The sequence below is a fragment of the Nitrospira sp. SG-bin1 genome, assembly GCA_002083365.1.
In the GTDB taxonomy this organism is placed as follows: domain Bacteria; phylum Nitrospirota; class Nitrospiria; order Nitrospirales; family Nitrospiraceae; genus Nitrospira_D.
Map to the genome: position 1 here is coordinate 43,240 of LVWS01000043.1, position 22,856 is coordinate 66,095.

Here is a 22,856-nt window from a genome sequence, read left to right on the forward strand (position 1 = left end):
GCACTATCCTATGACCGGGCTGGCCGCCGGTTTGCCATCACCGTCGCCGGAAGTTCAGGCGATCGCCGGCCTTTCCCTGGTCGTAAAGGTCGGATACGGGCCGGCGTAGGAGGAGTCGAGTGCCTCTTGGCGACCGGTGATGTCTTGACTCTTCGGCGGAGGGCAATCTTCATGACGTCGTCCATGGTATCGACAAAAGCCAATTGAATACCCTTGAGGAGATGCTTGGGGATTTCTTCCAGGTCCTTCTTGTTTCGACGCGGGAGAATCACCGTGGTGAGTTTCGCCCGCTTCGCAGCCAAAATTTTTTCCTTGAGCCCTCCGATGGGGAGGACACGGCCGCGCAAGGTGATTTCTCCGGTCATCGCCAAGTCACGTCTCGCCGGCGTGCCGGAGAATGCCGAGGCGATGGCGGTCGCCATCGTGATGCCGGCCGAGGGGCCGTCTTTGGGGATGGCTCCGGCCGGGACATGGATATGCAAGTCCTGCCTGCTGAACATGCCGGGGTTGAGATGCAAGGTCTTTTCTCGTGAGCGGACATAGCTCAGTGCCGCTTGAGCGGATTCCTTCATCACATCTCCCAGGTGGCCGGTGAGCGTCAGCTGGCCTTTCCCTTTCATTACCGTCGCCTCGATATAAAGGACATCGCCTCCCGACTCCGTCCACGCGAGGCCGGTCGCCACACCGACTTCATCTTTTTCCAGCTCTGCTTCCGGGACATATTTCGACACGCCGAGATATTTATGGAGGTTGGATGGGTCGATCGGAAACCCTTGGCCTTTGCCCTCGGCGACTTTCTTCGCGACCTTGCGCATCACGTTGGCGATCTCGCGTTCCAGATTCCGCACTCCGGCTTCCCGCGTGTAGTGCGAAATGATCTGGCGGATCGCCGGCTCCGTCAGGCGGACATGTTTGCCTGTAATCCCATGCTCTTCGAGCTGGCGCGGGATCAGGTATTTCTGGGCGATACCGAGTTTTTCCTCTTCGGTATATCCCGGGATTTCGATGATCTCCATGCGGTCGCGCAACGCGGGAAGGATCGGATCGATCAGATTCGCCGTGGTGATGAACATGACTTCAGTGAGGTCGAAAGGAACTCCGAGGTAATGGTCGGTGAACGCACTGTTTTGCTCCGGATCCAGAACCTCCAGCAGGGCCGCCGAGGGATCGCCCCTAAAATCCATTCCGACTTTGTCCACCTCGTCGAGCATGAACACGGGATTGCCGGTGCCCGCTTGCTTCATGCCTTGAATGATCCGTCCCGGTAAGGCACCTACATAGGTCCGGCGATGCCCGCGAATTTCCGCTTCATCCCGTACGCCGCCCAGGCTGATCCGTACGAACTCACGCCCCAATGCGCGGGCGATCGATTTCCCCAGCGAAGTCTTTCCGACTCCCGGTGGGCCGACGAAACAGAGGATCGGCCCCTTCATCTTCTCTTTGAGCTTTCGGACGGCCAGATATTCCAGGATTCGCTCCTTGACCTTTTCGAGGTCGTAGTGATCCTCGTTCAACACCTTGGCGGCAGCCTTCAGATCCAGGTTATCCTTCGACCGCTTGGACCATGGCAATTCGACCATCCATTCGAGATAGGTCCGCACCGTCGCGGATTCGGCGGTATCCGGATGCATTTTCTCCAGACGCTTCAGTTGTTTTTCGGTCTCCTTCAACACCTTCTCGGGCATCTTTGCGTCTTTGACCCGCTTGCGGAATTCCGTGATTTCTTCCGCCCGCTCGTCGAGTTCCCCCAACTCCTTTTGAATGGCTTTCAGCTGTTCCCGCAGAAAATACTCCCGCTGGGTCTTGTCCATCTCACCCTTGGCTTGGGCCTGGATCTTTTGCTGCATGGAGAGGACTTCGATTTCCTTCCCGAGAATGTCGCTCACTTGGCGAAGGCGTTGAATCGGATCGGAGATTTCCAGGACAGCTTGGGTGGCATCGACCTTGAGGCCGAGATTGGAGGCCACCATGTCGGCCAATCGGCCAGGCTCTTCAAGGTTTTCAATGACAACCATGACATCGGGAATCAAGACTTTCCCTAGGCTCACAATTCGCTCGATCTGTTCTTTCACGGTCCGCATGACGGCTTCCGCCTCGAGAGCCGTGGCCGTCGGCTTCGTATCGATCAGCTTGTCGATCCGAACGGAGTAGTATGGGTCGGTCTGAATGTATTTGGTGATCTTAGCCTTGGCGATGCCCTGCACCAGGATCTTGATCCGTTCATCCGGCAGCTTCAGCATCCGCATGATGAGACCGACGGTGCCGATCGCGTGGATGTCTTTTGGAGTGGGATTCTCGACATCGAGCGCTTTTTGAGTCGCGAGGAAGATCATCCGATTGCCGGCCAGGGCCGCTTCGATGGCTTTGATCGACATATCTCGTCCGACGAAAAGCGGCAGGACCATGTATGGAAAGACGACGATATCCCGCACCGGTAAGAGCGGGAGCTGGCCGGGAACCTCGATATTTTGGGGAGGCTGAATTTCTTGTTCGTTTGGGTCGGTCATGTGCCTGCCTGTTCTTTATCTATCCCATAAAGAGATGGCGAACTCGACAAACCAGATTTTGGAACCATTCGTCACGCGTCCGTACAACATGAAGCGCGTCACCCATAAGCTGCAGGGGGCATCCTGGACCTGATGACCGATCTGGGTGGCGCGGTGCACCAGATTCAACGATCAGTTCGCGATCACGTCGGGTACAGAATGGTCGTTGCCGGGAATTTCGCGACTGAGCGCCCACCACGACGATGGGATCATCCTCGACGATTATGTGCGGTATGCATTCTGGTCGAAAGGTAGTCGCGGAATTCTGCACCCAATGCCGGATTCTTCAATGCGAACTCAACGGTGGCGATCAGAAAGCCCAGCTTGTCTCCAGCATCATGGCGCTGTCCCTCTACTTCAAGGGCATACATCGGAGATTTTTTTGCAAGCGTCTTGAGTGCATCAGTCAATTGAATTTCTCCATTTTTCCCAGGAGCGGTCCTTCTCAGGATCGGAAAAATTTCCGGAGGAAGGACATATCGGCCGATCACGGCCAGGGTGGATGGAGCATCGGTCGGTGACGGCTTCTCGACTAAATCCTCAACCCGATGCAGACCGTGAGCCAGGCGCTTCGGGGTCACAATCCCGTACCGGCTGACGTCCGCCTTGGGAACTTCCTGAACCCCGAGAACCGCTCCATGGCGTTTTTTATAAACGTGGATCAATTGTGCGAGTCCCGGGACATCGGCATCGATAATCTCATCCCCGAGAATGACGGCGAAGGGTTCGTCGCCGATCAGGTGTTGCGCGCACAACACGGCATGTCCCAAGCCGAGGGCTTCGGATTGTCGCACATAACAGAAATTGGCAAGGTTCGAGATCTGACGGATCTGATGGAGCACCTGACTCTTCCCGGTGCCCTTCAGGTTTTCTTCCAACTCGACGGATCGATCGAAGTGATCTTCAATGGCGCGTTTCCCACGGCCGGTGATGACGATAATGTCTTCGATACCCGAGGCCACCGCTTCTTCAACCGTATATTGGATGAGGGGCTTGTCGACCAGCGGCAGCATCTCCTTCGGAGATGCCTTAGTGGCGGGAAGGAATCGTGTGCCAAGACCGGCGGCGGGAATGACCGCTTTTCTGACAGTCAGACGTGACATGGAAGGATACTATGTGATGGGGTGTGTGAAGTCAAGAAACCGACGAACTCATCGCATGGAAAGTGAGGTGGTCGTCGTTGCGAACAGATACGGGCGATACTCACGAACGAGGTGTGTGGCGTGTCGCTGCTCTGGAATGGCGAGTGAGGTTCAGGATTAATGCGAGAGCTTGGCGACGTTCGGATCAGGCCAGGAGGATGCGCGCATTTCAGGGAGCGGGCGCTTCTTTACAATGCGGGATGACCTCAATATAATCCGGAAGTTTTTGCGCGGACGGGTGGTGTGAGGAGATGCGAGCGATGAGCTGCCTCGCGCGGAGGCTCGATGTGAGTACGTTCGCGGCGGGGTGCATTCTCCAGAGCGGGACAACTTGACGTCTGTTCAAATAGTTGACGTGCGTCGATAACGGAGAGGATCTCAGTGATGGTTCCGACCGTATCCACCATCTCCATGCTTCGTCACAGGAATCCTTATCGGTGATCGAGCATGTCGTCTACAGACCTCGATCGTTCGTGGTCGCGGCCATGGTCGTCTCCATATTATGGAGCGTGCTCGAAGCACTCGCACAGGTTCCAGAACTCAAGGTCGCCTCGATCGAGATTCGGGGAGCCAAACGAATCGAAGTTCCGGCGATTGCCGGTCGGCTCACCCTGAAAGTCGGCGATCGCTACACGCCGGACAATGTACGCGGACAAGTGAAGATTTTATACGACACCGGTTTCTTCGAGGATGTGCAGGTTGAAACCGAATCGGTCGTTCAGGGGATGGCGGTGACCTTTGTCGTGCAGGAGAAACCGTTCATTACCGAGATCGTTTTCGACGGCAATGAACAGTTGACCGACGAGAAATTGAAGGAAAAAACGACCATCAAGAACCAGACATTTCTTGATCAACAGCAGGTGAAGGAAAGCGCAGAGACTATCCGCCTGGCCTACCAGCATGACGGATATTACAACGCACAAGTTGTTCCCGTGATCGAGACGTTAGACGGGGATCGGAAACGTCTGACCTTCCATATTACGGAGGGAGAGAAGGCCAGGATTAAGACGGTCATCTTCGAAGGACTGCGTGCGGCCACGAAGAACGAGATGTTGGCTGTCATGGCGACTCGGGAATGGATCCCTTGGTACGGGTTCTTCACGAAGCTCAAGCTGCCATCGATGGTGTCCGATGCGGGTGTCTTGAAGCGCGACGAGCTGACCAACGATGTGGAGCGGATCAGGGAAGTGCTGCTGAATAAGGGGTACTTCAATGTTCGCGTCGGTCAGCCGTCGGTGGAACTGACCGAAGATAACAAATGGTTCATTGTCACGTACCCCATTACCGAGGGAGAGCCGTTTACGATAGGAGAAATAGGGTTTCGAGGGCATACGGTGTTTGAAGAACCCGAGCTTCGAGAAGGATTGAGGCTCAAGGAGGGGGAGATTTTTCAGCGTGCCAAGATCCGAGATGAGATCACGCGGATCACGGATTTGTATGGGAGCAAAGGGTACTCGTTTGCCGAAGTGACGCCCAGTGTCAATCCGAATAATGAGGAACGGACGGTCGGTATCATCTTCAATATCAAAGAAGGGGAGATGATGCGGATCCGGCAGATCAATATCTATGGCAACGACAAAACGCGGGACAATGTCATTCGACGGGAGATACGAGTCGATGAACAGGATGTGATCGATACGGCTTCTCTGAAACGCAGTTTTCAACGGCTCAATAACTTGAATTTTTTCGAGACCGTCGAAATACTGCCGAATCAGGTCGCGCCCGACAAGGTGGATCTGAACGTGCGTGTGAAAGAAAAACCGACCGGGATGTTCAGCCTCGGCGGTGGGTTCAGTACGCTGGACCGACTGGTCGCGATTGCCGATATCACGCAAGGAAATTTAGGCGGGTACGGTTATCTGGGACGCATTCGCGGCCAGCTGGGCCAACGAAGACAACTTGGGTCCATTACCTTCCGCAATCCCTACCTGTACGATTCGTTGACGTCATTGCAAATAGACGGCTACCTCACGCAGACGAATTTCCTGTCCTATTTTGAGAACCGAACCGGCGGAAACGTCACGCTCGGCCGCTGGTTGTCGGAATATGTAACGGGGAGCGTCAGCATCTTTGGGGAGCAAATCACGTTCAAAGACCCTCAATTCGGCATTTGTCCTGATCTGGTTCCGATCGTATGCCGCCAATTGGGGACACAGTCATCGACGGGATTTCGGTTTGCCTTGTTCCGTGACACCAGAGACTACTACCTCGATCCTCGCTCCGGCTGGCGTATCGGTGGAGGGTTTGATATCGGAACGCCTCTTATGGGAGGGTCCAACAATTTTATCAAGTACTACGTCGATGTGATCAAGGTGACTCCGCTTCCGTTTGACATGAGAGTGTCGCTGCGGGCGCGCTTCGGCGAGGTTCAAGCACTCGGTGGGACACAGATCCCGCTCAGTGAACGCTTCTTTGTGGGCGGCATCAATACCATGCGTGGGTTTGCCTTCGGGAGGGCCGGTCCCGTCGTTCCCACGACGAGGGCGCCATTCGGTGCGGCCAAGCAATTAATTTTCAGCAATGAACTGATCTTTACGATCTCTTCCGAAGCAAAATTGAACGGGGTACTCTTTTTTGACTATGGAAAAGGGTTTGACGACGACGAACCGTTGTCGCTCGACTTAAGATCGGCGGCCGGCTTGGAGGGACGCTGGATCTCTCCCTTCGGCCCATTGCGTGTCGCCTATGGACTCAACCTTGATCGAAGGACCGGTGAACGATTTGGCGTATTCGAGTTTACGATCGGGACGTTATTCTAGTCGGAGCCTTGACGTGGTGGATCGATGTGGAAAACGGTGGCCATTGGCGGGTCGGTGTCAATGGACATTGATGTCGACGGCGGTCACCGCCATGCTAGTGCTAGGCGGGTGTGCCGCAAGCGGAGGCAAAATCGACGGGAAGATCGGCGTGATCAATTCTCAGCGCGTGCTCAACGAGACGAGCGCCGGCAAAAAGGCGAAAGACAATCTGACCTCCTTCTCGAAAAATCGGCAGGCCTTGATGGAATTGGAAGAACGGGAATTGCGGCGAATGGAGGAGGACTTTGTCAAACAGTCTTCCGTTTTGAGCCCCGCCGCGAAACGGGAGCGGGAAGAACAGTTTCGGCGCCGCATGCAGGAATATCAGCAAAAGGCGTCGGAATTGAATCGGGAAGTCCAGGAAAAACAAAAAGACGTTCTGGAAGGGTTTCGCGACAAGATTGAAACCGTCACCGCGAAGGTCGCCAAGCGTCTCGGATTGCAGGTTGTCGTCGACAAGACGAAGGGAGGGACGACCATCTATCATGAGGAGAGTCTGGACATTTCAGGGCCGGTCATTGAAGAGTTCAACAAAGAATATCCCTAGTTTCTGAGGGAGGGACGTCATGACGGGTGCAATGCGGGCGACATGGCTGGGCATCGTGGTATTGCTGACGCAGGGGGGGGGTCCGCTCTACGCAGGGGAGGCGGTCCGCGTCGGAGTGATCGATCAGCAGCTGGTGATGGAACGAACGAAGGCCGGGAAGCTGGCCTTGGAAGATATGAAGGGATATTCCATGACCAGGCAAAAGATCATCAGCGCCGATGAGCAGGAACTGAAGGATCTCGATCAGTCCTTGCAAGATCCGAACGCCAAGCTCACCGATCAGTCGAAGCAAGAGAAAGAGGAGCAATTACGGGGAAAAATGGAAGCGTATCAGCGTCGTCTTCAAGAGTTCAATCGAGAAGTGCAGCAAAAACAGCGCGAGATGGTCGCGGAATATGCGCAAAAGATCGCCGCTGCCGCGCGGGCGGTGGCTCAGAAAGAGGGCTACGCGGCAATCTTCGACAAAGGGAACGAGGCGTTCATCCGCATCGTCCTCTATTATCAACCCGCGTTGGACGTCACGGACTCGGTCATCAAGGAGTTTGATCGGCAGAACCCGTAAACCTATTCGGGACAGAGAGGAGGCAGAGCCAATGGCAGCGGTCGAGCAGGCTGAAATTCAGGCGTTACTTCCGCACCGGTACCCGTTCTTGCTGGTGGATCGAATCAAAGAATTTGAACCGCATAAGCGGATCATTGGAGTCAAAAATGTGACGATCAATGAGCCGTTCTTTCAAGGCCATTTCCCAGGACGCCCTGTGATGCCGGGAGTGCTCATTATCGAAGCCATGGCGCAAGCAGGTGGTGTGTTGGTATTCAAGTCGGGAGGAACGGTCGGGAAGACGATCATGTATCTGACCGGTGTCGAGGAGGCCAAATTCCGGCGTCCAGTGGTCCCGGGCGATCAGCTTCGGTTTGAGATCGACGTACTCAAGAAGCGTCCGCCATTCTGGAAGATGCAAGGGAAAGCGTACGTGGACAACGAAGTGGTCTGTGAAGCCGTGGTGACGGCGATGGTGATGGAAGAGAAGACGGAAACACGGTAAGCGGTTCCATCGCTCCGGAATCCCCTGAACCGTCGGGGAAAGTGGTGGACAAGGCAGTGATCCAGTGGTTGGCCAACGGCCGGTAATGTTTGACGCTACCATAAGGGGGCATGTGTGAAGATACATCCAACAGCTATCGTCCATCCCAAGGCGACGCTCGATGATGACGTCGAGATTGGGCCATTTTGTGTCGTCGGAGAGCACGTGGCGATCGGGAAAGGGAGCCGACTCCTCTCGCATGTGAACATAGAGGGATGGACGGAGATAGGGGAGCGGAATGAAGTGCATCCCTTTGCTTCCATTGGAGGGCCTCCTCAGCATCTGGCGTATAAAGGGGAACCCACAAAAGTGGTCATCGGTCAGGAGAACATTATCCGTGAGTACGTCACGATCAACCGGGGAACCGTTCAAGGGGGCGGGGTGACCTCGCTCGGCTCCAAGAGTATTCTGATGGCCTACGTACATGTCGCGCACGATTGCCGGCTCGGCGATCAGATTATCATGGCCAATGCGGCGAGCCTCGCGGGACATATCACCATCGGGGATCATTCCGTGATCGGGGGGTTGACCGGTGTGCTTCAGTTTGTGCGCATCGGAGAGTACGTCATGGTCGGCGGCTGCTGCGCCATCGGTCAGGATATTCCTCCGTTTACGTTCGCCGCTGGGGGATATCGAGCACATCTGTATGGCCTCAACACCGTCGGCTTGCAACGGCACGGCTTCTCGGCGGACCGTATCGCCTTGCTGAGAAAAGCGTTTGATTTACTCTTTCGGGAGGGGCATCGAACGGCGGAGGCGATTCGCTTGGCGAAGAAGGAATTTAAGGGGCAGGCCGACGTCGCCAAGATTCTCATGTTCATGGAAGGTACTAAACGCGGAATCTCCCGGGCGGTGAGCCTCGATATGGAACGCGAGTTCGATCAACCCGTCTAGCCCCTGTCACGATGACCATGGCCATGCCTATAGCGGACGGTCGAATCGGGGTGATTGCCGGGAATGGACGGTTTCCCATCATCTTTGCCGATAACGCGCGCAAGATGGGTCTTCGAGTCTTTGCAGTGGCTCACGAAGGTGAAACGGAGCCGGAGCTTGAACGGCATGTCGATCGGATCCATTGGGTGAAGATCGGCCAGCTCAATAAGTTGATCAACGCCTTCAAGGCCGACGACGTGCGGAACGTCGTCATGTTGGGAGGGATTAAGAAAACTCACGTCTATAGCCATGCCCGTCCTGATTTCCGCGTGTTGGCTCTGGCCGCGAAATTGGTTCTTTGGAAGGATGATGATATTCTACGCGCACTCGCGGCAGAACTCGAAAAGGACGGTATCACCATCTGCGAGTCGACGTTCGGCCTCGAAGGAATATTGGTTGAGGAAGGGACGCTCACATCCCGCCAGCCGACCAAAAAAGAGTGGGTGGATATTCGCTATGGGTGGGATGTGGCCAAAGAGACGGGCCGTCTCGATATCGGGCAATGCGTCGTGATTAAAGACCGAGTCGTCGTGGCCGTCGAAGCGGTCGAAGGAACCGACGAAGCGATCAAGCGCGGAGGCGAACTGGCCAAGGATGGAGCGGTGGTGGTGAAGCGGTGCAAGCCACAACAGGATCTCCGATTTGATTTGCCCGCCGTCGGCCCGCGGACGATCGAAGTCATGCGTTCCGTCAAGGCTTCCGTGCTCGCAGTCGAAGCGGGTCGGTCCGTCATGCTGGATCGAGAGCTCCTTCTCCGTGAAGCGGAGAGTGCCGGAATCGCCGTCGTTGGGGTGGCTCGCGAAGAAGAGCCGAACCCTGCGGCGACGGCCAATGGGTAAGCTGAATGGAACCGATGGCTGTTGATCCATCTGTATCGAAACGACAATCCCTTATCGGTGTCCAAGACTTTCCAAGATTGAACCCCATGCTAGTATGGCCAAACTTCGCGCCGGAGTAATCGGGGTCGGGCATCTCGGGCAACACCATGCGAGACTGTATGCCTCGTTGCAGGACTCGATGTTGGTCGGCGTGGTCGATCAGGACTCCGGACGGGCTTCTCTCATCGCCCGTCAATATGGGGCCCAGACATATGATGGTCTGCCAGACCTTTTGAAACACGTCGATCTCGTCAGTATTGCCGTCCCCACATCCGCGCACTATCCCGTTGCCAAAGCCTGCCTCGAAGCCGGGAAACATGTGCTGGTGGAAAAGCCAATCGCCGTGCTGCCGATGGAGGCTCGGGAGCTGGTGGAACTGGCCACGATCAATAGGTGCACATTACAAGTCGGACACAGCGAGCGGTTCAACCCCATCATGCAGCTGATGCGGCCCCATATTCGGCGGCCGGTGTTGTTCGAGGGCCAGCGAATGAGCGTTTACGGAGAGCGCGGCACGGACGTCGATGTCGTCTTGGATTTGATGATTCACGACCTGGATTTGGTGTTATCCTGCAATCCCGGTCGGGTGGAAGAGGTACGGGCTGCCGGCCTGTCGGTACGTTCTTCTACGAACGATGTCGCCAATGCGTACATCCAATTCGAAAGCGGAAGCGTCGCCAGCTTGGTCGCCAGCCGAGTCTCATTGAAGGCGATGCGGCAACTGCGTCTATTCCAACCGGATGGGTATCTCTGGATGGATTTTCAATCTCGTCAGGGAGTGATCGGCCGCCGAACACCTGAGTCTGGGGCGAGACCGATGGTGGCCGTTGAAGAGGTCCACGCGGGCGATGATGAGCCCCTCAGATTACAACTAGAGTCGTTCCTGCAGGCCATTCGCACCCAATCGTGTCCGGTCGTATCGGGCGAAGATGGAACGGCCGCTCTTGAGCTGGCCCATCACGTGCTCTCCGCCATCAAGACGTTCGGAACGCGTGCGATCTGACGGAGGAGATTCGTCTGTCGGCCGACCATGTCGGTTCTTCAGCGGCCGTGCGAACCAGATCGCTATCATGCCTATGGTCTTGTAGATCGTCATGGCCCGTATTCTGATCGTTACTGGCGAAGCTTCCGGCGACCTTCACGGAGCCAATCTTGCCAAAGCGCTGAAAGCGCGCGATCCTCAGGTTTCATTGGCTGGAATCGGTGGGCGTGCGATGGAGGCGGCCGGCGTGCGATTGGTGGAGGAAATGGGGCGATTTGACGTTATCGGGATGGTCGGTCCCTTGGCCTTACTGTCGATCATTCGACGGTTCCTCATGATGCGGCGGTTATTCCGATCAAAACAATGGGACACCGTGGTGTTCATCGACCATCCGGGTCTCAACCTGCGGTTCGCGTATTTCGCCAAGGCGGCCGGGTTACGGGTGATTTATTATATTGCCCCGCAGATCTGGGCGTGGGCCCCTTACCGGATTCGTTGGATCAAGCAGCGAGTGGATCATGTCCTGGTCATACTCCCGTTTGAGAAGTCGTTATACGATGAGGCGGGTGTGCCTTGTACGTTCGTCGGCCACCCTATATTGGATGCAGTGGAAAGCCGGTATGATCGGACGGAACTCCGAACCAGATTCGGGTTTTCCGTCGGTGAGCGAGTCATCGCCTTGTTGCCGGGGAGCCGGCCACGTGAAGTGCAGGTTCTGTTGCCGATTCTTCTCGATGCGGTAGAGAAATTGGCTCGCCGAGACCCAAAAACGAAGTTTATTCTGGCGCAAGCTTCCACCATACACGATAATCTGTTGCAGCCTCTCCTGGCGGGAAGCTCGGTTCCTATCGCGCTGGTGAAAGAACAGGCCACCGAAGTGATGGTGGTGTCGGACCTTGTGCTGGTGGCCTCCGGGACGGCCACGTTGCAAGCGGCTGTGGTCGGAACCCCGATGGTGTTGTTCTATCGAACCACGCCGCTGACGTTTTGGTTCGCGAATATCGTGATTCGATTCATGATCCGGGTCAAATGGATCGGGTTGGTCAATCTGGTGGCGGGCCGGACGGTCGTGCCGGAATTGCTTCAGTCCGCTGCGACAGGGCAGCGATTGTATGAAGAGGCTCTTCGAATCTTGGAGGATCGGACGATCTATGACGGGATGAAACAAGACTTGGCACAGGTTCGGACCGCGTTAGGAGCACCAGGGGCGTCAGCCAAAGCGGCGAAGGTGGTGTTGGCGGCATGTCAGGCTTAGAGCGATTCAGGCGACTCATGAGTTATGTCAAGCCGTACCGCATGCGGTTCCTGGCCGCCTTTGTCTGTTCGGGTCTGGTGGCGCTGTTGAGCGGGGCCTATGCCTGGCTCGCACGCCCGGTCTTGGACGAGATCTTCATCCAGAAAAACGAGCAGATGCTGCTGGTATTGCCGTTGGCCCTCTTCGGCATCGCGACGCTGAAGGCGGTGTTTAGTTACGGCGTGGGATATTTGATGGCTTATGTCGGCAATCGTGTCGTGGCGGATATCCGACAGGAACTGTTCCAGCGGCTGATGCGGTTGTCCGTCGGGTTTCACGACACCAATACGTCGGGACGTTTGGTCTCCCGAATCGTGAACGATGTGGGGATGATGGCCAATGCCGCGTCGAGTGTCGTGAAGGACATTTTCCAGAACGGTCTTACCTTTCTCGCGATGGTCGGCGTGATCCTTTATCAGAATTGGAGGTTGGCGGCGATCTCGCTGGTCGTGATCCCGCTTTCGGCGCTGACGATGGTGCGGGTGGGAAAACGGCTGAAGCGGCTGGCGGCCAGTGGACAGGAACAGATGGGGGACATGGCTTCCACGCTCCAGGAAACGTTCGCGGGCATCCGAGTCGTAAAGGCGTTTGGGCGCGAAGAGGCGGAGGCCGAGCGATTCAAGGAACGCAATCAGGCCTTTCTCTCGACCACGTTGAAGTCCAATCAAGTGTGGTCGCTCGGTCATTCGCATATGGAAATCATCGGCGTGATCGGCGTCGCGATCATCATCTGGTACGGCGGTTATTTGGTCATTCATGACATGATGACGCCCGGGGCCTTTTTCTCCTTCATGGCGGCGATGTTTATGGCCTATACGCCGATCAAAAAACTGTCGGGGGCCAACAATTTGATTCAACAGGCGTTGGCGGCGGCCGAACGGGTCTTCGACGTGTTGGACATGGAAACCGAGCAGTCTCGGAATCGTGGTACGATTCCGCTGTCCGGAATTCATCGGGCGATCGAATTCCAGGGCGTTTCTCTGCGGTATGAGAATCAAACGGTCCCCGCTCTGACCGATGTGGATCTCACGATCAAACCCGGCGAAGTGGTGGCGCTCGTCGGAAGCAGCGGAAGCGGAAAGACCACCTTGGTCAGTTTATTGCCCCGTTTTTATGAGCCGACGGTGGGGCGTATTTTCATAGACGGCATTCCCTTGGCCTCGTACGAGTTACGCTCGCTGCGGGCTCATATCGGAATCGTCTCGCAAGAGGTCGTCTTGTTCGATGACACCGTCCGAAACAACATCGCCTTCGGAAAGAGCGGAGCCGATCAGGCCGACGTGGAACAAGCGGCGAAACTGGCCTATGCGCATGATTTTATCATGCGGCTGCCGCAAGGATACGATACCATCATCGGAGAACGAGGCCTCAAGCTATCGGGCGGCGAACGGCAACGCCTGGCGATCGCCCGAGCCATTCTTCGTGATCCGCCGCTTCTGATCCTCGATGAAGCGACATCGGCACTCGATACCGAATCTGAACGGATCGTACAGTTGGCTCTGGCCAATTTGATGAAAAACCGAACGACCCTCGTGATCGCTCATCGGCTCTCGACCATTCAAAACGCCGATCGTATCATCGTCTTAGATCGCGGGACCATCGTTGAAACAGGTCCTCATGATGAATTGCTTCGACAGGGAGGCGTCTATCGCCGCCTACATGCCATGCAATTTCAGGATGTGACCAGTGTGTGACGACGTGAGGTGTTGAGTGCTGAGTGCTGAGGATGGGATCAGCCGGAAGCGTGCCGCCCAGTGGGTGAAGTGTTCGCTGCTGCCTCCGATCGCAGCCGCTGCCATTCGCACCGTCGCGCACTCGATGCGGTGTGAGACGCGCGGCCACGAAGCGCTCGATGCGTTGTATCGGGAGGGGCGCAACATTATCTTGGCCTTTTGGCACGCTCAACAATTGATGATCCCGGTCGGGTACCGAGGGCGAGGTTCGCATGTGCTCATCAGCCAACATGGCGATGGAGAAATCATCGCCAGGATCATCGCTCGGTTCGGCCATGAAGCGGTTCGAGGGTCGAGTACGCGCGGTGGGGCCGGGGCGCTTCGGGCCCTGATCAAGCTGGGACGATCCGGTCGGGATGTGGTCGTGACGCCGGACGGTCCGAAGGGACCTCGCCAGGTCGCAAAGCTCGGCGTCGTTCATCTCGCCAAGGCGACAGGCCTTCCCATCGTGCCGCTGGTCTTCGCCTGCTCAAAAAAAAACTCTTTGCGAGCTGGGATCGCTACATGGTCCCGTATCCGTTTTCCAGAGGACTGTTTCTCTACGGACATCCGCTCTGGGTCTCACGCGAAGCGGATGAAGCCTCGCTGGAATCAATCCGTATGGAACTCGAGACGGTCCTCAATCGACTGACGGATCAGGCGGAACAAGAGATCACTGGTAACCGCCAAGCGCAGTGACGAATGCTTCTCGGTGCTCTATGTGTATGTATGACACGCGGCGGTCGGTGGTGTGTCCATGTGGAAGCTTCTCTATAACCTCGGTCTTCTTCTCGCTGCACCGGTGATCGGAGGCGTCCTCTTCGCCAAGCCCCGATGTCGACCAGGGTTTTTCCAGCGAATGGGCTGGCAGGGTCACAGTCCCGACGGCGGTGGATCACCTCAGCCGCTTGTTTGGGTGCATGCGGTTTCGCTCGGAGAAGTGGTGGCGGCCGTTCCGCTCGTGAAGGCCCTGCACGAACGCCATCCGGAGTGCCGCTACATCGTGACGACGGTCACCGAGACCGGACGCGAGGCAGTGGAACAACGTTTAAGAGGCATTGCAGAACATCGGTACGCCCCGCTGGATTTTTCTTGGGCCGTGGCCGGGATGGTTCGACGCCTACGCCCCGTGCTCTACGTGTTCGTCGAGACCGAACTATGGCCGAACTTACTGTGGACGTTAGGGGAACAGCATGTGCCCGCTGTCCTGGTGAACGGACGGTTATCTTCCCGGTCGTTTCGCCGACAGGACTTGCCCGTGATTCGTTCTTTTTATCGCTCCGTGCTCCGAACGCTCACTCTCTGTCTGATGCAGTCCGAGAGAGATGCAGATCGTATTGTTGCATTGGGGGCGGAACCCACGGGGGTTCACGTCACCGGCAATATCAAGTTTGATCAACCGCTGCCCGACGTTCGTTCGGATGGGATGTCGCGCCGAAGCTTCGGGGTTGATGAGCACGAACAGCTGATTCTTGCCGGCAGCACGCATCCCGGAGAAGAGGAACTGCTGGCCGCGGCCTATCGGCAAATCGTCAAGACTCATCCCTCAACGGTATTGATGGTGGCGCCGCGCCATATCGAACGGGCTGAACGAGTCGAAGCGATGCTTCGAGAAGCCGGATTGGTCGTCCACCGGAAGAGTCAACTTCGGGAAAAGCAATCCGGCCCGCGTGTGGTTATCCTGGATACCAGAGGGGAGCTGGCTCGGGCTTATCGGGAAGCCGTCGTGGCATTTGTGGGAGGGACGTTGGTTCCCGTGGGAGGGCATAATCTGCTGGAACCGGCGGTGTGGGGCACGCCCGTTCTATTTGGGCCCTATACGGACCATTGTGCCGAGGTTGCGACGCTCTTATCCGAGGCTGGAGGGGGTCGCCGAGTGACGGGAGAGGACCTCGCTACTTCTCTTGAAGAATGGCTGAGTCAGCCTGAGACCCGATATCGAGTAGGACAGGCAGCCAAGCAGGCGGTGTTGGACAACCAAGGCGCACTCACACGGAGTTTGGAGTTCATTGAAACCTGTCTCGGCACGGCGCCATCGTATTCCGATTCGTGTGTAGCAACGGGGCCGGGACCTCTTATGGCCAAACCGTAACATGACGCTCTTGCATCCTGGACAACCGGTCCGTACAGGGCTGTATTGGGTTGCCGGGTTGTACGGCCTCATCGTCCGATTGAGGTTGTGGTGCTATCGACAAGGTTGGTTCACGACCACCAGGCTACCCTGCTGTGTCGTGAGTGTCGGCAATCTAACCGTCGGGGGGACAGGAAAAACGCCCGTCGTTATTTTTCTGACGCAGCGGCTGTTGGCCCAGGGGCGAAGGGTCGCCATCTTGAGCCGGGGATACAAACGGACAAGCAAGGTTCCCTATCTTCTGGTGTCCGATGGATCGCGGCTGTTGGTCGATCCATCGGAGGCCGGAGACGAGCCGTTTCTCATGGCGCAGCGTTGTCCGCAGGCCATTGTCGCGGTGGGAGCCGATCGAGTCGCGCTTGGTCGATGGGTGCTGGAACGGTACCCCGTCGACTGCATCGTGCTCGATGATGGCTTTCAGCATCGGGCGCTGCATCGTGATGTCGATCTTGTGCTGCTCGATGCCACCGACGCTGAAGGCCTCGATGCACTACTTCCAGCTGGAAGATTGCGCGAACCCTTGCAGGAGTTGGATCGGGCAAGTGCCGTGATGATTACCCGGGCAGATTCGCATCACGATGTGGAAGCGATCCATAGCCGATTGCGAGCGGTGGCTTTCCCATACGAGGACGCCATCGAAGCGGTGTTTCGACCGGAATCATTCCTGGCGATCGTTTCAGGGGAACAACAATCCATCGCATGGGGTCGCACGAAAACAGCTTGGTTGGTCAGCGGGATCGGGAATAGTCGATCATTCCGCCGGTTAGCCGAATCCATTGAGGTGAAGATCGTTGGAGAGACGGTGTTTGACGATCATCATCGCTACCATGACCATGAAGTCGGACAGATCCGGGCCAAGTTGCGAGTCAATCGAGCGGAGATCGTCCTGACGACCGAGAAGGACGGCGGAAAACTATCCCCCTTCCTTCTCCCCGAGGATTCTTGGTGGATGCTGCGCCTTGGAACTGAAGTGACCCGCGGAGAAGATCGGCTGCATCGGTTGATCGATGGACCGCCATCAGACGGAATACAGCGATTGGATCCTCATGCGTAAAGATCGGTCTCGGAACATCTTGGTCCGGGCTCCCAATTGGATCGGCGATGCGGTCATGTGCGAGCCGGCCGTCCGGGGGTTGCGGTCTTTGTTCCCCGAGGCGAACGTAATGATGCTCGCCAAACCCGCCATCGCGGAGTTATTCACCGCCCACCCGGGCCTTAACGGCGTGCTCCTGTACGATGACCAAGGGGCTCATGCGGGGCTTGCAGGGAAGTGGTTGCTGGCTGGTATGTTACGGCGGTATGGCTTTGACTTGGCGGTACTGTTTCAGAACGCATTCGAAGCGGCATTCCTGGCATGGCTCGCCGGGATTCCGCGGCGGTATGGCTATGCTACGGACGGGCGAGTCTTGTTCCTGACCGAACCGATCGCTCTTCCCGACGGCCCTGTGCCGGTGCATCAAGTCGAGTACTATTGGAACTTGCTGAAGCCATTGGGACTGGCCGGTGGAGCCACTTTCCCCACGTTGACCGTATCGGCAGCCGAGGACCGAATGGCCGAGGTACGGCTTGCTTCAGCCGGTATCGAATCCTCTGATCTCCTTATCGGAATCAACCCGGGCTCGACCTATGGTAATGCCAAACGTTGGCAGCCGGACCGATTTGCCGAAGTCGCGAAGCGACTCGTGCGCCAATTGAACCAGACTGGAAATTTGCAGGTTGCCGTGGTCATTTTTGGGGCGAAGGGAGAGGAGCCGTTGGGGAAGGCTATTGCAAATCAGGTCGGTGGGCGATCAGTTGTCTTATCCGGTGCGACGACCATTCGGGAGCTCATGGGAGTGGTGAAGCGTTGCCGCCTGCTGATTACCAATGATACCGGGCCGATGCACATCGCCGCCGCCTGTGGTGTCCCGGTCGTCGCGGTATTCGGTCCCACCGATTGGCGAACCACCGCGCCTTATGGGCAAGAACGGTCGATCGTACGGGAAGCCGTCGACTGTGCCCCCTGCCTCCTCAGGGAATGTCCCATTGATCACCGTTGTATGACAAGGGTTTCGGTAGAGCAAGTGTACGAGACGGCAATGACTCAACTTGCGGGTGTATTCGGTCCGTCTGGTCTGCCTCGTCTATCTGGTCCAGACCAGACAGACCAGATCCTTTCCGGTTATACCATCTTTCTCGATCGAGACGGAACACTCAATCCCGACCCAGGCTATATCAAATCTCCCGATCAGTTTGAGTTGTTTCCAGGCGTCTCGGAGGCGCTCGCGAGCCTGAAACGGGCCGGCGCCCGATTGATCGTCGTCACCAATCAATCGGGAGTCGCACGAGGATTTTTGTCGCGCGAGGATCTCGATGCCGTGCACGTGAAACTTCAGCGTCTCCTCGAGGCTGCGAGCGCCTCACTTGACGCGATTTATTACTGTCCTCACCATCCTGACGACGGATGTGCGTGTCGGAAACCGAACCGTGGGATGATTGATCAAGCGGTGAGGGACCGAGGGGTGAATCTCAACCGGGCCTACCTGATCGGGGATCACCTCCGTGATATCGAGCTGGCGAAGAGGGCGGGCGTGCGCAGTATCTTGGTGACGACGGGAGTCGTATCCTCTCAGGAAGCCGAAAGGTGGAAGGATTCAGAAACTGCTCCAGATTGGATCGCCGCTTCATTGAGAGAGGCTGCGGACTGGCTATTGTCCGATGCAGAGAGGATGGCTGCTTCGAATCGTACGCATCAGACGGCGCCTCCCTGAGTACGTTAAGGAGAGGAGATGCTGTGTCATCTCGGTCTTGTGCCGGCTGAGACGTATACGTAAGTTAATGGGTGGAGAGCATGATGCGTGCGAGAGTCAACTGAGTGGCTCAAGCAAGAGGATGGTGACCGTGAATCCGCAAGCAACCGGGTGCTCCATTCCTTGTAACCTCTGCGGTGGTACTGAGATCTCGATTCTTTCAAACAGGAGCCGAAGCGGGAAGCCGTTGCGGACCGTCATTTGTCGGGCCTGCGGGCTTGTATGGTCGGATCCGCGCCCTCATGACGCCCGGCAGTTTTACGAAGAGGAATATCGCCTCTCCTATAAGCACACCTACAGCCCAAAACCCAAGCATGTTCTGCGCGCAGGCCATGTGGCCTTGTCACGATTTGAAAAGATCGAACGGCTGCTCCTGAATCGGAAAGCCGTGCTCGATGTCGGCACTGGCGGAGGGGAGTTCGCCTATCTGCTTCAATCGCTCGGACATCGTGTGTGTGGGATTGAACCCAATAGGGGTTATGCCGACTATTCCATACGGGAATATGGGCTCACGGTTCAAGTTGGGTTCGTGCAAGACGCGACATTCCCTCTCGACTCGTTCGATGTGGTGACGATCTGGCATGTCCTCGAACATACGGAGGATCCTGGTTCCATTCTGGCGCTGCTCCGTTCCTGGCTGAAGCCGGACGGCACGCTTGTCGTAGAAGTGCCGAATGTCGAGGCCACTTGCCAGTCTCCTCGCAGTACGTTCCATGAAGCGCATCTCTATAACTTCAATGTCGTGTCCCTTCGAAGGTTGGCCAAAAAACACGGGTTGTTCGAGGCCCGGCACTTGATCTCCCGCGACGGTGGAAACATCACGATGTTCTTCACGCGCACCGCACCGCTGATCGCGGATCAGTTCGAAGCCGTTATTCCGGGTAACTATGAGTGGGTGTCGAGGATCGTGCGTCAGCACGGCAATGTGCGACACCATCTGACGCCGCTGCCTTACCTGCGGATGTGGCAGCGCCTCTGCCGGTCTTTGCGAGAGCGTCGCCAAACAGCCGACGCGAGGAGCGGGAAGGCGCTGCTCGACGGGCTTTATTCGGCACAATCGCGCGACCGCTCGACGGAATGTGGATGAGCGGAATATGCAAGCATGATCACACCTGTTCTTACTTGGTCCTTCGGTGAGGTCGCACCAGGGTGTAACTGTGAACTGCGTCGCTAAGCGCTTCTCAGCGGTTGTGAAGAGTGCCCGCATTCTTTTGATCAAGCCCAGTTCTCTCGGCGATATCGTCCATGCGTTGCCCGTTGTGTCGGCAATCAAAACACAATGGCCGGGATCGCATATGACCTGGCTGGTGAAACGACAGTGGACTGATTTGGTCGAACGGGCCGAGGGGGTGGACCGTGTGTGGCCGGTGGAGATGACGGTGAGGAGCTGGATCAAAGAAAGTTTGGCGCTGCGGGCAGAACGGTTTGATCTCGCCATCGATTTGCAAGGGTTGTTTCGCAGTGGTGTCTTGGCGCGTGTGAGCGGCGCACCGACACGTATTGGATTCGCGAACGGCAGAGAGGGGAGTCCATGGTTCTATACTCGTCGCGTACCGGTTCTCAGCCCCGATATCCATGCCGTTGACAGATATCTTTCGGTTGTCTCGGCGTTGGGAGCGTCTCTGCCTGCCAAACCGCGATTTGGATTCAGGTTGCTGGAGGAAGACATGGCGTCGGTTCGAGCGCTCTGTGGGCACAGGGGCTTCTCGGTGGACCGGCCATGGATCGCCATGAATATCGGGGCGCGATGGCAGACCAAGCGTTGGCCGCTGACCTCTTTCGCAGCCGTGGTGGATCGGTTGTATGAGGCGCATCGTGATCCGGTCGTTATAATAGGAGGTCCGGAGGAGCGTATCTACTCGGAGCGATTGAGGGCCCTGACGGACCATCCGTTCATCGACCTGTGCGGTGAAATTCCATTGGGCTGTTTGCCGGCATTGCTGTCGAAAGCGACCGCCATGATCACGAACGATTCCGGCCCAATGCATATCGCCGCGGGGCTTGGTGTGCCGGTCGTGGCGATGTTCGGACCCACGAGTGCGGCTCGAACCGGACCGTATGGGGATGGTCATCAGGTGCTGACCGGTGGAGTTCCCTGTAGCCCTTGTTTCAATCGTGTCTGCCGACATGATCCAGAGTTGGAATGTCTTCATCTCATTCAGCCGACTCACGTGGTTGAGCTGATACGATCGCTGACCGCGACTCACGCCCCATGTCGATGAACGTCCTGATCGTTCGCCCGGACGGCATCGGTGACGTCCTGCTCTCGCTTCCTGTGGCGACGCAACTGAAGCGTCTTATGCCTGGGGTGGCGGTTGGGTTTCTCACCAGTCCTACGGTTGCGCCCCTTCTCGATCACCATCCCGACGTGGATTATGTACGAACCATTCGCTTCACGGATTCATTGAAGGAACTCCGTCGCGCCTTTTCAGACGGAGTCGAGGCGACGATTTTTCTGAAACCGTTTCGCCGTCTCATGTGGGCCGCATGGGTGACCGGCGTACCGATTCGAGTCGCCACTGGTTACCGGTGGTATAGCCTGTTGGCCAATCGCCTTGTCTACGAACATCGCAGCGAATTTCTCAAACATGAATCCGAGTACAACGTTGAAATGCTAAAAGGATTGGGCTTGCGTCCGCAGCCTGTGATCCCGCCGGGGCTCACCCTGACCGAAGTCGAACGGGCCGTTGGAGCATCCCGCTGGTCGGGATTGCCGAGTCCTCGTATCGTGGTGCATCCGGGAGGAATTTCGGCGCGCCGGTGGCGGTTGGAACATTACCGCGATCTCGTCACGAAGTTGGCATCCAGAGGATATGGCGTTGTGCTGACAGGCAACGATCAGGAGCGGGGAGAGTTTGAACATGTTCTCCGGCGGTCTACGGCGCTTCCTTCAGGGGTAGTGGATCTTATGGGTCAGCTGTTGCTGCGAGACCTGATGTCGGTGATCGCCAATGCCCACGTCGTCGTCTCGGGAGCGACGGGACCGGCTCACCTGGCGGCGGCCTTGGGTATTCCCGCGGTCACCATGTTTGACCCTCGGCGAAACAATCTACCGGTGAGATGGAAGCCGCTAGGGACCGGAGTCCTGCTTCGACCAGATGTTCCCACGTGCGACAAGTGTATCGGGGAGGTCTGCCCCTATTGGGATTGTCTTGATCGATTGACTGTTGCAAAGGTCACGTCCGCCATCGCCAAGGTGTCAGAGTCGTCCCCTCAATCAGCGCTCACCGTGCTTCATCTGTAAGACGGCCGACCGTTCGGGTGAAACGTTGCATTCTGTATGTCGCTCTTGACTCAAATACGCTTCTGTGTTCATATCCTGAACGTCGGACTCATCACTCTAACTATATGAATCTCCAAGGGCAACGAGATCTTCTCCTGCTGACCGAAGTTGAGCGGGACGGTGCGGTCACACAGCGGTCTCTCGCGACAAAGTTAGGAGTTGCTCTGGGTCTCACCAATCTCTATCTTAAGCGATTGGCACGGAAGGGCTACATTAAGATCACCACGATTCCCTCGCACCGCGTCCGATATTTACTGACTCCCCAAGGATTCGCTGAAAAATCCAGGCTGACCTATCTCTATATGGAGTATTCCTTATCACATTATCGTGATATGCGTGCGCGGCTACGACAAGCATTGTCCCACGCGGCTCACCATGGATCGAAACGAGTCGTCATCTATGGAACCGGTGAACTTGCGGAAATGGCCTATCTTTCGCTTCGCGAAATGCAGATAACCTTGGTTGGATTCGTAGATGATACGCAGCCGGAGTCATTCTTATCTTATCCGGTCTGGCCTCTGGAAGCGTTAAGCGGATGGGAGTTCGATACGGTGCTGCTGGCGAATATTGAACAGACGGCGCAGCATCGAAAAAAGTTGGGACAGTATCACGTCCCAGACCAAAAGATTTTAACGCTGGGCCTGCCGGTCTAAGCGTTAAAGAATGGTTCGTTTTTCTGTTCACTGTAAGTGAGAAGGCGAAGCTGTGTCGAAAAGGGTCTGTCTGGTTGAAGAGC

19 protein-coding genes are annotated in these 22,856 nt (G+C 56.6%); 17 read left to right on the forward strand and 2 right to left on the reverse strand.

Translation table 11 applies throughout. From position 1 onward, the window contains the following. Nucleotides 1-8: 8 nt before the first annotated feature. A complete protein-coding gene (locus tag A4E19_08645) occupies nucleotides 9-2,507 on the reverse strand; it encodes an endopeptidase La (GenBank protein OQW30811.1) in 2,499 nt (832 codons plus the stop codon). Between the two features lie 248 nt (nucleotides 2,508-2,755). Beyond that, nucleotides 2,756-3,640, reverse strand: a complete 885-nt coding sequence (locus A4E19_08650; protein ID OQW30915.1) for a UTP--glucose-1-phosphate uridylyltransferase — start codon at nucleotides 3,638-3,640, stop codon at nucleotides 2,756-2,758. Between the two features lie 533 nt (nucleotides 3,641-4,173). On the opposite strand from A4E19_08650, the gene A4E19_08655 reads away from it, so the two are divergent. The 17 genes from A4E19_08655 (at nucleotide 4,174) to A4E19_08735 (ending at nucleotide 22,773) form a co-directional block, all read left to right on the forward strand. Beyond that, entirely contained in the window at nucleotides 4,174-6,447 is a 2,274-nt protein-coding gene (locus A4E19_08655; protein OQW30916.1) for an outer membrane protein assembly factor BamA, read from the forward strand. A gap of 13 nt (nucleotides 6,448-6,460) precedes the next feature. Further along, nucleotides 6,461-7,033 (forward strand): hypothetical protein, encoded by a 573-nt coding sequence (locus A4E19_08660; GenBank protein ID OQW30812.1) that lies wholly within the window; start codon nucleotides 6,461-6,463, stop codon nucleotides 7,031-7,033. 19 nt (nucleotides 7,034-7,052) lie between these two features. Continuing rightward, on the forward strand, nucleotides 7,053-7,595 hold the full coding sequence (locus A4E19_08665) for a hypothetical protein (GenBank protein ID OQW30813.1): 543 nt from the start codon (nucleotides 7,053-7,055) through the stop codon (nucleotides 7,593-7,595). A gap of 31 nt (nucleotides 7,596-7,626) precedes the next feature. Then, on the forward strand, nucleotides 7,627-8,079 hold the full coding sequence (locus tag A4E19_08670) for a 3-hydroxyacyl-[acyl-carrier-protein] dehydratase FabZ (protein OQW30814.1): 453 nt from the start codon (nucleotides 7,627-7,629) through the stop codon (nucleotides 8,077-8,079). Nucleotides 8,080-8,193: 114 nt separating this feature from the next. Continuing rightward, entirely contained in the window at nucleotides 8,194-9,012 is an 819-nt protein-coding gene (locus tag A4E19_08675; protein OQW30815.1) for an acyl-[acyl-carrier-protein]--UDP-N-acetylglucosamine O-acyltransferase, read from the forward strand. A 23-nt stretch (nucleotides 9,013-9,035) separates the two neighbouring features. Further along, nucleotides 9,036-9,890, forward strand: a complete 855-nt coding sequence (locus tag A4E19_08680; protein OQW30917.1) for a hypothetical protein — start codon at nucleotides 9,036-9,038, stop codon at nucleotides 9,888-9,890. Nucleotides 9,891-9,984: 94 nt separating this feature from the next. Then, nucleotides 9,985-10,932 carry an oxidoreductase gene (locus A4E19_08685; GenBank protein OQW30816.1) on the forward strand — a complete coding sequence of 316 codons (948 nt, stop codon included), beginning with the start codon at nucleotides 9,985-9,987 and terminating at the stop codon, nucleotides 10,930-10,932. A gap of 91 nt (nucleotides 10,933-11,023) precedes the next feature. After that, entirely contained in the window at nucleotides 11,024-12,166 is a 1,143-nt protein-coding gene (locus tag A4E19_08690; protein OQW30817.1) for a lipid-A-disaccharide synthase, read from the forward strand. Next, nucleotides 12,154-13,899 (forward strand): ABC transporter permease, encoded by a 1,746-nt coding sequence (locus A4E19_08695; GenBank protein ID OQW30818.1) that lies wholly within the window; start codon nucleotides 12,154-12,156, stop codon nucleotides 13,897-13,899. The genes A4E19_08690 and A4E19_08695 overlap by 13 nt, the downstream gene beginning before the upstream one ends. Before the next feature lie 16 nt (nucleotides 13,900-13,915). Beyond that, nucleotides 13,916-14,569 (forward strand): hypothetical protein, encoded by a 654-nt coding sequence (locus tag A4E19_08700; GenBank protein OQW30819.1) that lies wholly within the window; start codon nucleotides 13,916-13,918, stop codon nucleotides 14,567-14,569. 105 nt (nucleotides 14,570-14,674) lie between these two features. Next, entirely contained in the window at nucleotides 14,675-16,009 is a 1,335-nt protein-coding gene (locus A4E19_08705) for a hypothetical protein (GenBank protein OQW30820.1), read from the forward strand. A 1-nt stretch (nucleotide 16,010) separates the two neighbouring features. Next, nucleotides 16,011-17,102, forward strand: coding sequence for a hypothetical protein (locus A4E19_08710; GenBank protein ID OQW30821.1), 1,092 nt, complete (start codon nucleotides 16,011-16,013; stop codon nucleotides 17,100-17,102). Beyond that, on the forward strand, nucleotides 17,056-18,798 hold the full coding sequence (locus tag A4E19_08715) for a hypothetical protein (GenBank protein ID OQW30822.1): 1,743 nt from the start codon (nucleotides 17,056-17,058) through the stop codon (nucleotides 18,796-18,798). The genes A4E19_08710 and A4E19_08715 overlap by 47 nt, the downstream gene beginning before the upstream one ends. Nucleotides 18,799-18,991: 193 nt before the next feature. Beyond that, nucleotides 18,992-19,924: a methyltransferase type 11 gene (locus A4E19_08720; GenBank protein OQW30918.1), complete on the forward strand. Its 933-nt coding sequence runs from the start codon at nucleotides 18,992-18,994 to the stop codon at nucleotides 19,922-19,924. A 103-nt stretch (nucleotides 19,925-20,027) separates the two neighbouring features. Next, on the forward strand, nucleotides 20,028-21,059 hold the full coding sequence (locus A4E19_08725; protein ID OQW30823.1) for a hypothetical protein: 1,032 nt from the start codon (nucleotides 20,028-20,030) through the stop codon (nucleotides 21,057-21,059). Further along, entirely contained in the window at nucleotides 21,050-22,081 is a 1,032-nt protein-coding gene (locus A4E19_08730; GenBank protein OQW30824.1) for a hypothetical protein, read from the forward strand. The genes A4E19_08725 and A4E19_08730 overlap by 10 nt, the downstream gene beginning before the upstream one ends. 104 nt (nucleotides 22,082-22,185) lie before the next feature. Continuing rightward, the gene (locus A4E19_08735) at nucleotides 22,186-22,773 is read left to right on the forward strand and encodes a hypothetical protein (GenBank protein ID OQW30825.1); all 588 of its coding nucleotides are present in this window, start codon (nucleotides 22,186-22,188) and stop codon (nucleotides 22,771-22,773) included. Nucleotides 22,774-22,856: the final 83 nt, after the last annotated feature.